10 protein-coding genes and 1 pseudogene are annotated in these 13,170 nt (G+C 61.7%); 5 read left to right on the top strand and 6 right to left on the bottom strand.

Annotation, left to right across the window (positions count from 1 at the left end; genetic code table 11):
- Positions 1–456: 456 nt before the first annotated feature.
- Positions 457–768 carry a hypothetical protein gene (locus tag PW843_08955; GenBank protein MDE1146736.1) on the bottom strand — a complete coding sequence of 104 codons (312 nt, stop codon included), beginning with the start codon at positions 766–768 and terminating at the stop codon, positions 457–459.
- Between the two features lie 234 nt (positions 769–1,002).
- Between PW843_08955 and PW843_08950 the strand changes: the two genes are divergently transcribed.
- Entirely contained in the window at positions 1,003–3,096 is a 2,094-nt protein-coding gene (locus PW843_08950; GenBank protein ID MDE1146735.1) for an AAA family ATPase, read from the top strand.
- Between the two features lie 56 nt (positions 3,097–3,152).
- The gene (locus PW843_08945; GenBank protein ID MDE1146734.1) at positions 3,153–3,824 is read left to right on the top strand and encodes a hypothetical protein; all 672 of its coding nucleotides are present in this window, start codon (positions 3,153–3,155) and stop codon (positions 3,822–3,824) included.
- Between the two features lie 411 nt (positions 3,825–4,235).
- Here the strand turns inward: PW843_08945 and PW843_08940 are convergent, their stop codons facing one another.
- The gene (locus PW843_08940; GenBank protein MDE1146733.1) at positions 4,236–4,475 is read right to left on the bottom strand and encodes a helix-turn-helix transcriptional regulator; all 240 of its coding nucleotides are present in this window, start codon (positions 4,473–4,475) and stop codon (positions 4,236–4,238) included.
- A gap of 167 nt (positions 4,476–4,642) precedes the next feature.
- Here PW843_08940 and PW843_08935 point away from each other — a divergent pair, with 167 nt between their 5' ends.
- On the top strand, positions 4,643–5,356 hold the full coding sequence (locus PW843_08935) for a hypothetical protein (GenBank protein ID MDE1146732.1): 714 nt from the start codon (positions 4,643–4,645) through the stop codon (positions 5,354–5,356).
- A gap of 145 nt (positions 5,357–5,501) precedes the next feature.
- Complete coding sequence (locus PW843_08930) at positions 5,502–6,023, top strand: hypothetical protein (GenBank protein ID MDE1146731.1); 522 nt, start codon at positions 5,502–5,504, stop codon at positions 6,021–6,023.
- A gap of 361 nt (positions 6,024–6,384) precedes the next feature.
- On the opposite strand, the gene PW843_08925 is transcribed toward PW843_08930, so the two are convergent.
- Positions 6,385–7,272 (bottom strand): LysR substrate-binding domain-containing protein, encoded by an 888-nt coding sequence (locus tag PW843_08925; protein ID MDE1146730.1) that lies wholly within the window; start codon positions 7,270–7,272, stop codon positions 6,385–6,387.
- A gap of 84 nt (positions 7,273–7,356) precedes the next feature.
- The gene (locus PW843_08920) at positions 7,357–7,776 is read right to left on the bottom strand and encodes an acyl-CoA thioesterase (protein ID MDE1146729.1); all 420 of its coding nucleotides are present in this window, start codon (positions 7,774–7,776) and stop codon (positions 7,357–7,359) included.
- Between the two features lie 169 nt (positions 7,777–7,945).
- Here PW843_08920 and PW843_08915 point away from each other — a divergent pair.
- Positions 7,946–9,350 (top strand): annotated as a pseudogene (locus PW843_08915) (short-chain fatty acyl-CoA regulator family protein).
- Positions 9,351–9,456: 106 nt separating this feature from the next.
- On the opposite strand, the gene PW843_08910 reads toward PW843_08915, so the two are convergent.
- On the bottom strand, positions 9,457–12,063 hold the full coding sequence (locus tag PW843_08910) for a DEAD/DEAH box helicase family protein (protein ID MDE1146728.1): 2,607 nt from the start codon (positions 12,061–12,063) through the stop codon (positions 9,457–9,459).
- A 245-nt stretch (positions 12,064–12,308) separates the two neighbouring features.
- Positions 12,309–13,169, bottom strand: a complete 861-nt coding sequence (locus PW843_08905) for an isocitrate lyase/PEP mutase family protein (protein MDE1146727.1) — start codon at positions 13,167–13,169, stop codon at positions 12,309–12,311.
- Position 13,170: the final 1 nt, after the last annotated feature.

The raw sequence follows: 13,170 nt of genomic DNA, 5'->3' as shown, positions 1-13,170 counted from the left end.
GGTCCTCCCCCGTAACAGCGACAATGAAAACGGAAAAATGCGACACAGCAAAAAGTCAATTTGCGTCACTCAGCTGCCTTCGGGTGATCTAATGCCCCAGGAGTCGCGTTGATTTGAACGATTTGCGACAGAGGCATTTAGTAAAAACAATGCCTTGCGGCCGATATTTAACCTTGGTCGGCAATAAGATGGAGATGCCAGGGCTCTGACGCATTCTGAAGTGGAACGGATGTGCGCATGTGACACTCGCGCAGTGTCGCAAATCCGATCAATCATCATAATTATCAATATGATAACGTGGCGTGTCAAATTCGAGTTGACGATTTTGTTATTAACATCTTTGTTAAGTTGGACTGGGGGGAATCGAAATTACGTTTGGGCATGGTTGGCGGTAGTCATTTGGTCATGCCCAGCATGATGGCCTGATCGTCCTGATCGCGCTGATTTGCAGTCCGGTTAGTCCGGAAGACCTTCCTGAGCCCCGTGTACCGCTTGCAGTGCTTTTTCAAGGCGCGCAATCGCGTCAACAATTGCCCTCGCTTCGGCCTTCAAGGCGTCTGCGAGCAAGCCAGCCTTCTCAATTTTCCTCAAAAAATCAGAAGCCTGTGCCGTAATAGGCAGCGTTTCCTCCGCCAGCAGGGCCAGCTCCACCAGACGGCGGATAGCCTCCGCCCGGGCTGGAATATCGCGCTGGTGGCGGCGCCAATCATCAATTGTCGCCGTGAATTCCGGCGACACCCTCATGTTGAAATTTTCGGTCTTCTTCACGGGCTACTCCCACTCGTGGGCCATTCCCGCGAGATATGTGACGCATGTGCGCACATTCCGCTTGACGCTGCAAACATCGAAACGCATATAATGTGCGCACATAACATACAGTACATCATGTGCGTGCTTGATCCGATTTAGAACCAACGCCTCAGCCGCGTGGCTAGGGATCCAGGCGCGTCAGACCATCACCCTAATCGACGGCGCGAAACCCTTCCGCCGTAAGGAGAAGCCATGTCTCTGGAAAAGCTGAATCAACTGCGTGATGAGTATGCGGCCCCGGTGCAGAGCCGCCCTAAGCCGCCGATGTTGGGGAAGGCCGCCGCAAGGCTCCTGCTGGAGGCGGCGTTCGCGGGCACTCAAGGACTGGCCCCCACCGCTCGCCGTGGCGGCGTCGCCATCACCATCGTGGCGCCTGACGCCAGTTGGGTGGCCCCCATGGAAGGCGTGGTCGAGGACGCGCTGAACGGCTTCGCCTGGCGTGAGGTCTCAACCGTTAGCGCCCCGCTGCTGAACACCCCGGCATACCCAGACATGACCGAACTGGATGACGAGGACGACTTTCCCATCGGCAGCACCGGCGACCTGATCGACGATCCGCATTTTCCCGATCTTGATGCGCCCGGTCAGCGCATCGCCAGCACCTGGCGCATTGCCGCACGCGACGGAACTCCGCGCAGTCCAACCATCGAGCATCTGGAGGCAATGGCCGCCGACGAGCTCACCCGCGGGATCGGCGTCATCATCCTCGCGGCCAGTGAAGCGGATTTGCCGCCACGCTTCATGGCGGCGGCAGACTTCCGCCTGGCTGTTCCGCCGCTGACGGGCGCCATTCTGACCGAGGCGATGGCACAGGTTGCACAGCCGCCTACGCGCACCCTATCGGATGGGTTATGCGCGCTGCTGACCGCCGCGGACCTGAAGCTGGCGGCTCGACCAGCAACATCTCCCGACGATTGGATCGACCGGTTGGAACGGATGGCCAAAGCACGCGTTCGCTTGCCGGCACCGGGGCCACGCCTGGCTGACCTCCACGGCATGTCCGAAGCGGTGGCGTGGGGCGAGGCACTCAACCGTGACCTTGCCGCTTATCGGGCCGGTGCGCTTTCCTGGCATGAGATGGACAAGGGCCTTTTGTTGGCCGGCCCGCCAGGCGTAGGGAAGACCCAATTCGCAAGCGCCCTCGCCGCTAGCTGTGACCTGCCGTTGATCGCCGCGTCGTATGGCGAGTGGCAGGCCGCAGGTCATCAGGGCGACATGTTGCGGGCCATGGCCTCGACGTTCACGAATGCCAAGCGTGCCGCACCATGCCTGCTCTTTATCGATGAGCTGGATAGCTTCACCGCACGGCACTCGGAAAGGCCCGGCCAAAATCAGAGTTATAACCGCCAGATCACGAATGCGATGTTGGAGCACGTAGGCGGTTTGCAGGGTCGGCCGGGGGTCATCATGATTGGCGCCTGCAATTACCCCGCCTTACTGGATCCCGCCCTCATTCGAGCGGGTCGGTTTGATCGGGTGGTGCATATTCCACTCCCCGATCAAGCAGCGTTGGCGGGCATCCTCCGCTACCATCTGGGCCGCGACCATCTGCCGGGTTTGGATTTGACCCGTTTCGCGGCGCAAATGGAAGGTGCCAGCGGCGCGGACTGCGAACTCCTGGTGCGTACTGCCAAGCGCCGGGCCCGGGTTGCGGGCAGGCCTATGGTCGCAGCGGACCTGGAAGCGGATCTCTACCCCACGGATCCCAGAACGCCAGCACTCCGCCAGCTTTGTGCGGTCCATGAAGCGGGGCATGCCGTCGCCGCGGCGGTCCTTCGGCCAAGCATGCTGGTCTCGGCTTCAATCCGCATCTCGGCCGGCGGGCTGGGCGGCGTGAACTACCGCATGGATGGCGAGGTTTTACGGCGGAACGACCTGCTGGACCTCATCCAGGTTCATCTGGCCGGCCGGGCGGCTGAAGAACTCCTCCTCGGCGCGCCCAGCACCGGCGCGGGGGGCAACGGGGATAGCGACCTGGCGCTCGCGACCGTGCTGGCCACCCAGATGCTGACCTCCCACGGACTGGGTGATCACCTGACCTGGTTGGGGCCGGTGACGGCGGAGACCGTACCACGCCTCCTGAGCTCCAATCCGCAGATCGCGGCGCAAGTGACGGCCATCCTGGACACCCAGTACGCCAAGGTGCGGGTCCTGCTCTACGCATGGCACAGCGCGGTCGAGAATGTGGCTGGCCTTCTTCTGGCGCGGGAGACGGCCTCCGCCGCTGAGATCATCGCCATTGCCAACGCCACCCTCCACGAAGCCCGGACGCAGACGCTGCAGTGAACGACGCCCAGGCGGAACCTGCCTACCCAGCAGGTTCCGCCGGACGCCGCGAAAGGATGACCATGAAACCCTACAGTCATGCCCGATGGCACCTCTACCGGGAGGAGATCATCAAATTAGATGACGGCCGCTGTGTCCGATGCCGTCGCGGCCGGGCCGACGGCGCCGTGCTGCAGGCCCATCACAAGGCCTACGTCCCAGGTCGACTGCCTTGGGAATATCCGTATGGTGCTTGTGAAACCCTGTGCCAGGGCTGCCATGCGGCGGAGCACGGCATCGTAATGCCCAGAACGGGCTGGTCGCTGTTCGGGGTGGATGATCTCGGCAGCCTCTGCGGTAGCTGTGAACTCTGTGGCACCGAAATTCGATACATCTACGCGATCGGTCACCCCTCCTGGGGTGCCATGGCGGTCGGGACGGACTGCTGCGACGCGCTCACCGCCACCACCGACGCCGGAGAACACCACGCCAACCTTATCAAGGAGCGTGAAAAGAAAAGGCGCTTCGTTGACTCACCCAAGTGGAAAGTCACCACGGCAGGCGACATGGCAGTGATCCGCGATCAGATCTCCGTCCAAATATCACCCCATGAAGACAATTACCGACTCAAGATCGGCAATGTTCAGGGGGTAAAGAAATACCAGACGGCCCTCGATGCGAAGATAAGAGCTTTCGAATTCATCGAATCTGGTGATGCAGCTAGATTTCTGTCGGGCAGACAAAATTAAATAGGGATAGGGCCACGAAATTAGGTGCTGTTCACATTGGCGGATGAATGGCTAGGGGGCAGTGGTTTACTGGCATTAAGCCCGTAAATCGGCGCGATCAAATGGCTCCATCGAGTTCAATAGAATCATACGGGTGCCACGTTGATCGGCGTTCAAGCTGTGCGCCGATTAACACTTGGCGGCTACGGAGTTGGGATCATGTCTACAAGCGTGACGTAACAGACACCCATGACGGCGTCCCCAATCGCCTCTCGGCGGCGGGCTACCGTACCACCCCGCTAGACCGACGACGGCCGCCATCAGAAAGAAGCATCCATAGGCGGCATTGGGCGGGTGCGATCGCCTGGCACCTCGGTGATGAGGCATGAGCCCCCGCCCAACAGCTTACCGAATGGGGCGTAGGCGGGGGGGTCAGTAGCGCCCCACCGTCACCAGCAGCTCGCCCGGCTCCAGACCGATGGCGCGGCAATAGCGGGCGTATTGGACGACGTTGAGCCTGACTTCGCCAAGCTCGTACTTGCTGACCAGGTTCTGGCGTATGCCAAGCTCGCGCGCGACCTCCTCCTGCGTGATCCCCGCGATCTTCCGGCGAGCCACCAACTCCGTCAGCAGCTTTCCGTAGTCGTCCCTGAACTGCTCGCGCGCGCCCACACCGGCCTCCTGGTTCCAGGGCAGGCGTAGGCGAGGTTTTTGGATACGCCAAATACGGGTACCCAATACATGGGTTATGAGGTATCTCTTGGGAGGGGCCGCAACCAGAGGCTACGGGGCGGCGCGAATATATCGAATCATTGATGCAAGCCGATACGAGAGCCGAAATGACCACAGCATCGACCCAATTCACATCCGAGCAGACGACGGACGGCCGTGTATTCCATGTCAGCCCGGCCGGAGTTCCCGTGACAACCTGGCTTTTCGTTGGGTTCTTCTTCTTGTTCTTCGGGGGACTTTCGGTGTTTTTCTCATATGGAATCTGTTATTTCGTCATTGATCGTTGGAAATGGACCTACGAGCCAGACAACCACTTTGGGCTTTCCTGGGTGATTACCCAGACATACGAGAGTATTTACGTGCGGCTCTGGGCCGTCCTCCTGTTGATCGTCGGAGGCCTATGCTGGATGTCCTACCGGTATCTCCGCAACCAGTGTAGGGCGCGGCGCCCCCACTCGTTCACCGTGGCGAAGACCGGCATCCTGGCGGCCGGGGCCGTGTATCCGCTGGCGGAGATCAAGGAGGTCTTCGTCCACGCACCGGGCATGGCCGGCGCGTCCTACAGCGCCGGGCCGACCATCATCGCCGGCGGCACCGGCGAACTGGGTGCGGTCGTGCTCTCGTCCAGCGTGGCCAGCGCCGCCATGACCACCACGGCATTCGCGGCCGTCGGCGTCGCGCGGGGCATCGAGAATGCCGTGTCGGTTTCGCTGAACCTGCGGCTGAAGGCCCAGAAGAAGCCGGTGCAGCTCGCGTTCGGACTGTCAGAGGGGCCCGCGCGGGACCTGCTGGATGAGGTGGTCAAGGCCACGCAGGCGTGAGGCCTGCCAGGCGAAGTCGACGGGAGCCGGGGAACGCGGCAGCGAGCGCCCGCCCGCCCGGTCCCGCTCTTCTCCTGCCGGTGGGCGTGCACGCCATCGACCAAATGGAATTCACCTTAAAAAAAACACTTTGGAAGGAAGCTCCATGCATAAGCTTTTCCCTGTCTTCCTGGGCATCGTGGCGTTGCTCGGATTGTCCGCCTGCGGCCCCAAGGGCGATTTCGAGAAGGCGATCAACGCCGCGATCGGCGAGCCCATGTGCCTGGCGTACGCCAAGATGGACACCATCCACTTCCCGATCCGCGTCGAAAAGTCCTCCGACGACATGGCGATCTATGAGGCGCTGCGGAAGGACGGGGATATCACCGCCGAGGAAACCTTCGGCCAGGGCTTCATCTCCCGGCTTGAGATCGACTTGACGGACAAAGGCAAGGCCGCCGGCGTCTGGGGAAAGGGCGGGTTCTGCTACGGCCACAAGCAAGTAACCGAAATCGTCCGCTACCAGGAGAAGGACGGGAACGCCAATGTCGAGTACCGCTACCGAGTCACCGACGCGCCGGCCTGGGCCAAGGCGGGCCTGAGCATCGAGGGCATGAAGGAGCCGGCCGATGCCACGGCCATCCTGACCAAGTACAGCGACGGCTGGAAGTTCATGACGGGGACGTGACCTGCCGCGGGCCGGCTTCAGGCCCGCGTCATCGGCGCCGGATGATCCGATCATCACCAAAATTGAGGTCATAGTGTTAATCGGCATGCAGATTGGACGCCGATCGGCCCGGTATTCCTCTGATTCTATTGAAGTCGACGATGTCATTTGATCGCGCCGGGCGGAGGCGATGGCGCGTCTCGCGGATGCGGCCAAGCAACTGGATGACAAGATGCTGCCCACGGCGGTGGCCATCGTGGAGCTTCTTGTGGCGGGGACGGGGAAGAGCAGTTAGCTGCGGTATGCGGAGCTCTTCGCCGCGGCCCTCCAGATAGGGTGTTCGCGGAGCGCGGTGGTGATTTGCATGACCGCCAGTGGACCCTCAGCCGCGATATCGCAAGGCGTCAATCAGGAAGCCGAGCGCCGGGGAAATCTGAGCACTTTCAGGAAAATACATATGGTAGCCTTGCGATGGCAGGCACCAATCCTCCAGCACCCGCTGCACGCGGCCCTCGGCAAGATAAGGCGCCGCCAGGCATTCGGGAACATAGGCCAGTCCGAAACCAGCCACGGCCGCCTCCATCACGAGATCAAGCTGGTTAAATGCCAACTGGCCATCGACCTGGATATGTTCCTCCCTGCTGTCCTTTTCGAACTCCCAAGGCCAAAGTTCATCATATGGCGGAGGACGAACATTGATGCAGCGGTGGGCCGCGAGATCCCGTGGCATCTGCGGCACAGGATTGGTTGTGAAATAGGATTTGGATCCAACCACGGCAAAACGGAAGTCGGGGCTGACGGCAACAGCGGTCATGCCCGGGGGGACATCGTCGCTGAGCTTCACGCCGGCGTCGATCCCATTTTTCGTGATATCCACGAGGCCGACCGTGATCTCGACCTTCAGGTCAGGATAGCGCGGCAGGATTTCCATCAGCTTGGGCCACAGGATTGCCCTGAGATAACTGGCCCCGACGGCAAGGCGGACGGTGCCGGCCGGTGCATCCTTGGCCAGGTTCAGGGCCTCCAACCCAGCTTCAATGTTCCGGTAAAGCGGTTCGACCGACCGAAGCAGCCGTTCACCCGCCTCGGTCAATGAGACGCTGCGGGTGGTGCGGCTCAACAGCCGTACACCCAGCCGTTCTTCCAACTGCCGTATCGTGACGCTGAGCTTGGGCTGGGAGACACCCAATAATGCCGCCGCTTTGGTGAAGCTTCGCTCCTGGGCGATCGCGAAGAAGGCGGGCAGGTCGTTGATGGTGGAGCGGGACATGCGAAGCTCTCACGATTTATATGAATTATGGATCAATGTGGGGAATATGGGTGGATAATCCCAGATTAATCACAAATATAATAATTAGCGGCGCGCGCTGGTTTTGTCGGTGGGTTGGGCGAAGACGGGTTGGGGGCGCCCATCGGCATCAACGGCGACCATTTCGAAGAGCCCCTCCAGCGCATGGTCGCCCCCACCGCCCTGGGGTGGGCGGCTTCGCCCGCTGACGGCCACGGTCATGGAGGAGCGGCCGGTACGCACCACCCGCGCTGTCAGTTCCAGCACATGGCCGACGGGGACCGGCCGGTGGAACACCACCTTGTCGGTGGCGACCATGACGACGTCGCAGCCGGCCCGCCGGCTGGCGGCGATGAAGGCGGCCTTGCCCATCAGGTTCAGCGCCTGGCCGCCGAACAGCGTGCCGTAATGATTCGCCAGCCCGGGGAACACCATCTCGGTCAAGGTCGGCGCTTCGGCCGGGACCGGGGTGGTCTCGCTGGTCATGTCCGGGTTCATCGCACACCCCTTGATCACACTTGCCATTGGCGCCAGCATTCTCAATATTCGCAAAAGAAAAGCGCTGAAACGCCTGAAGTAGCGAAGATTAGCGAATACGATCTCGCGAACCTGCGAATGTTGTGGATGACCGATCATGTAAAAACAGTTCGTCGGCGTGCGCCTGCGGCGGTTGCGCGAGGAAAAGGGCCTGACCCAGGCGGCCCTGGCCCGCGCGCTGGAGCTGTCGCCCAGCTACCTGAACCAGCTGGAGCAGAACCTGCGGCCCCTGACGGTGCTCGTGCTGTTGAAGATCAACGCCGTCTTCGGCGTCGACGTGCAGCTGTTCTCCGAGGATGAGGAGGCGCGCCTGGTCGCCGCGATGCGCGATGCGCGACGCGCCGACTGAGGCCGGCGTGGGCGAAGGCATCGCCCTGGCCGAATTGAAGGAACTGGCCAGCACCATGCCGGCGGTGGGCCGGGTGCTGCTGACCCTGCAGGGCCGCTACCGCGACATGGTTGGGCGGCTGGAGCAGGTGTCGACCCTGCTGGGCGAGGACTGGCGGGGCACGCCCAAGCCACTGATGCCGTTCGAGGAGGTGCGGGACTTCTTCGCCGCCCACCACAACCACATCGATGTCCTGGATACGAAGGCCGAGGCGCTGTTCCACGCGGCCAACCTCGCCATCGGCACCATGGCGCCGGGGCTACAGACCCATCTCGCCCGCCGCCACGACGTGCGGGTATCGGCGGAGGGCAGTGGTGCCGGGGAGCGCACCTCCCGCCGCTACGACGCGGCTAACCGTATCCTGCATCTGTCGCCCGACCTGACGGCGGGCCAGCGTGCCTTCCATATGGCCGCCCAGCTGGCCTTCCTGGAACACGACGAGGCGCTGGACCGCCTGACGGCCCAGGCCAACTTCTCCGGCGAGGAGGCGCGCGGCCTCGCCCGCATTGGCCTGGCCAACTACTTTGCTGGCGCCGTGCTGCTGCCCTACCAGCCGTTCCTCGCCGCCGCGGAGGCCGTGCGTTACGATATCGAGCGGCTGGAGCGGCAGTTCGGCGTGGGGTTCGAGACCATCTGCCACCGCCTCTCCACCCTGCAACGGCCGGACGCGCGCGGCGTGCCCTTCTTCTTCGTGCGGGTGGACCGGGCGGGCAACATTTCCAAGCGGCAGTCGGCGACCGACTTCCACTTCTCCCGCGTCGGCGGCTCCTGCCCCCTGTGGAACGTCTATGAGGCCTTCGCCCAGCCCGGCCGCATCCTGACCCAGCGGGCGGTGATGCCGGAGGGGCGGCAGTACCTGTGGGTGGCGCGCACCGTCACCCACGGCGCCGGCGGCTATGGCGCCCCGGCCAAGCAGTTCGCCATTGGCCTGGGCTGCGACATTCGCCACGCCGACCGGCTGGTCTACGCCAAGGGCATGGACCTGTCGGACCCGGACGCCGCCACGCCCATCGGGGCCGGCTGCAAGGTTTGTGAACGCGCTGACTGTGCCCAGCGGGCCTTCCCGGCGATCGACAAGCCGCTGGTGGTGGATGAGGCCGTGGCGTCGATCACGCCCTACCGAGGCCGAAAATAAGGGCGCGAATTTAGTATGACCATCGTGGGACTGACTTCTGCTCGACCGGTTTGGAAGGCACGAGGTGAGAAAACCATCGTATCTCGCAAAAGCTGTTCAGATCACATCACAACACCTCTTTAAGGAGCGCCTTCGCTGGACGAGCGGATAGCCAGGCGCTCAAGCTAGGGGCGTCCGCCCGAATCTCTTGGAGTTTCTGAGCGGCCTGGGCGCGCCACGCAAGATCACCAGACTCTACAAACTCGCGCCGAAGTTCCCGCATGGCTTCCAGTGCTTTGTCCGACCAGCTCCGAAAATCGGTCAAACCCCAGAATGTGACGCGCCCGAGGTGAGGCATAGCGCCCTTCTTCGCTTTGCTGACTGGACTAACCAGGACCGACTGGATGTTGGCACCGGCCGTTCCCGGAACATGCTCTCGTAGCCAGTCGGGGTGAGATGCGGCTTGGCGAGCCTTGGTGGCGTCTATAAATGCGTCAGCACTGGCGTTGGCATGATCTTCAAAAACGAAGGCAAATTCGCCAATACGCCACCAGGGATCAGGCGAGGCATCCTCTTCCTTTTTACCCGCTTCGAAACCCAGGTGCTCCCCTAAGAGAACTTGAGCGGTTTCGAAGTCAGCGCCCGTCGCGAGACCTTCCCTGATTTTCTTCTCGCGTGCCGAGAAGGCCCGATTGTGAACTGTCCCGAGCTTGTGGAGATACGCTTCAAGGCGTTCGACTTGGGCCATCACCGCCGCGTGCTGGCTCTCCTCGGCAGTAGGTGGAATCCCGCTGGCACGCGCAAGCCCAACAAGCCAAGTAATGCCCGAAGACGCTTCCTTGGCCTGCCGGAACTGGGCCTTGGCCTGGGCCTGGAGAGCCGTATCGCCGTCGTTAGCAGCGAGTTGTGCAGCACTACCAGCCAGATAATGCCATAATGCCCGGTACCCTCGCAGGTCTGGGTTAGTCAGCAAGCCAAGGACATCCCGCGCGGCTTCAAAGGCCTTGCTGTAGTCTTCGTCCCATAAGGCCCGTTGCCAAGCGATCTCGTGCGGTACCGCATTGGACAAATCATCCATGGCCGGAAATGGCGCTTGGGTGGCCTTGTCCCGCGACTCTAGAATACCCTGGTTCGCTCCCTCCCATTCGGCCTCGTGCTCAAGAAAGATGTTGAAGTTCTCGAGGATAGTCTCAGCCGTGACGTTATTCGATAGGTCACTCGTCGATTGCTCAATGCCAAACTCAAGCTCAGCCTGCAGTTCGGGGTGGAAGAAGCCGCGGCGCTTCCGATCGGTGAGGTAAGCGGGTAGATCTTCACCTGTCACAACGACTGCCGAATAGTCGTTCAAGCCCCGAGTGCAACGACCAACCGCCTGTAAGACGCGGGCCTGCACCCTTTCGTTAAATAGAATATTTGCACCCATTCGGTTCATGACGAACCGTTCTTGAAGGTTAGTGGCGCGGGGTAGCCCCTCCACGAAGAGGAGGCGGCAATCATCGTCTGGGAAATCGATCCCATCATACCTATTTGCCACCACTGCGACGGCGGGTGAGGCGGCGACGAAATCGGCTTTGCGGTCCTCTAAATCCTCGCCTGAAAAAACCGGATATTTGAGTTTCTCTTCAACATCTGCGGTGATGACATCCGCTCCGTCGTTGCTGGGTGTAAGCACGAGGCTGCGCCCTGCAGCTGTCATCAGCGACCGCCGGAGGCTGCTGATCTCGTTTTCCTTCAGGGTTTTTTCGGGGAAAATGAAAAAGCGACGACCAATGCCCTGCCGATCCCAGCCCTCGGGAATAGGTAGGCGTTTGATCTTCGGGCGGCCGGTCAGCCGCTCTAGGTCACCGCCAGCACCGAGGGTCGCTGACATAAAGATGCGTTGGGTGGCGCCATTAAAAGGCGTGTGACTCCATGTCGGTGGGATCAGCGGGCGGATCAGCACCTCCGAGGAAGAGACATAGAGTTGGCAAGCTTTGAGATGGTCGCCGATCATTCGCCAGGAATAGCGCTGTTCGCTTTCGTCAATGTTCTCGCTTATTGCCGCATGCAGTTCACTGGCAATGGCTGCAAGTTGGGGCGTGGGGATCTTGTCCACCCATGTCACATCGTTGACTGAATGCGAGACGCCGGTTAGGCGCCGATAATTGGTGTCATCGAGAATGCTTTTGAGCACGCCCGCAACGGCTTTAAAGAGGATCTCGTCTTTCTCTTCAAATCGGCTGATCCGCAAGGTCCAGGTGCTAGCAATGTAATTCTCCGACGCATGCGCGTCGTCGATGATGATGACTTCTGGGTCCGTGAAGAACGGATTGGTGTTGAAGAGGCTGCTGTAGGTGGTAACGGCCACACGGTCCGCGTTCTGGTAGGCTGCCTTGGCCTCGGGGGCATAATTTACGATCCGACCTGTAAACGGCTCCACCGTTAGGCCGTACTTCGAAGACGCTTCTGTTACGACCTGGTTTACGAGCTGGCGAGTAGGGCAAAGATAGACCACGCGCTCACGGTTCTTGCGACGACGCCACTCCGCCACGAGGAGTCCGACGAGCGTTTTACCGCTACCCGTTGGTAGTTGGAGTGCCACATCCGGTGCATCTACGGCCTGAGCCACGTAGGTTCGCAGGATCTGGCCCTGATGGTCGTATAGGCTCGGGTGCTTTCGCCGAGGGAGATCTCGAAAGAGACGGTCCGGGCTCTCGGGCACGATGGACTGGACGGATGGCGGCTTGAATGCCATGGCTAACCCCGAGACATGAAAATTATTTCGAGTATTGCCACAACTTAGATGAGTCTTTGGAGGAAAAAGTTGCACTAACGCACAGATTTGCAGCCAGATGGCCGTGGGCCCGTCTGCGACGGCCACTCCGGAAAAGCCACTTGCTACGTCGCCGATCTCGGTGATCCGTCGATAGTGCAGGTCAGTCGGGGACCTCTTTTCAGCCTATGAGTTGGCGCACACGAGCCCCTTACCATCCTGAGGCATCAGCTATACCGCCGCTCCAGCGCATCCCACTCCGGCTTGCCCACCAGGCGCTGGCGTTCGGCGAAGGGGGCGACCAGGCCGCTGGATTCCTTGACCTCTTTTTCGTCGCGCAGCACGGTCAGGGCCTTCTGCATGCCGGTCACGGCACCCTGCAGGGCGGCGTTGGCGTAGAGGACGATGCCGTAGCCGAGGTCGGCCAGGTCGGTGGCGTTGAAGATGGGGGTCTTGCCGCCGATGACCATGTTCATCAGCTGCGGCTTGGCCAGGCGCTGCGGCAGGGCGCGAACCTCGTCGGCCGTCGTGACCGCCTCCACGAACAGGATGTCGGCGCCGGCTTCGGCGAACTGCGCCGCGCGGTCGATGGCGGCGTCGAAGCCGTGGACGGCGGCGGCGTCGGTGCGGGCCATGATCATCAGGTCCGGGTCGCGGCGGGCGTCCACCGCCGCCTTGATCTTGGAGACGGCCTCCTCGATGGAGATGACCTCCTTGCCGGAGAAGTGGCCGCAGCGCTTGGGCGCCACCTGGTCCTCCAGCTGGATGCAGTCCGCACCCGCCCGCTCCAGCGTGCGCACGGTGTGATAGACGTTGAGCGCGTTGCCGAAGCCGGTGTCGGCGTCGACCAGCAGGGGGACGTTCACCGTGTCGCGGATGCGGGCGGTGTGGTCGGCGATCTCCGCCAGGCCCATGAAGCCCTGGTCGGGCATGCCGAACCACATGTTGGTGACGCCGGCGCCGGTGACGTAAATGGCCTCGAACCCCAGGTCCTCCACCACCTTGGCGGACAGGGCGTTGAACGCGCCGGGGACGATGACGCCGCGGCGCGCCTCCACCAGGGCCTTGAGCTGCTTGCGAGTGGACATT

This window comes from Azospirillaceae bacterium (assembly GCA_028283825.1).
Classification (GTDB): Bacteria; Pseudomonadota; Alphaproteobacteria; order Azospirillales; family Azospirillaceae; genus Nitrospirillum.
Note: the sequence above shows the minus strand (reverse complement) of the source record. Positions and strands in the feature narration are given on the sequence as shown.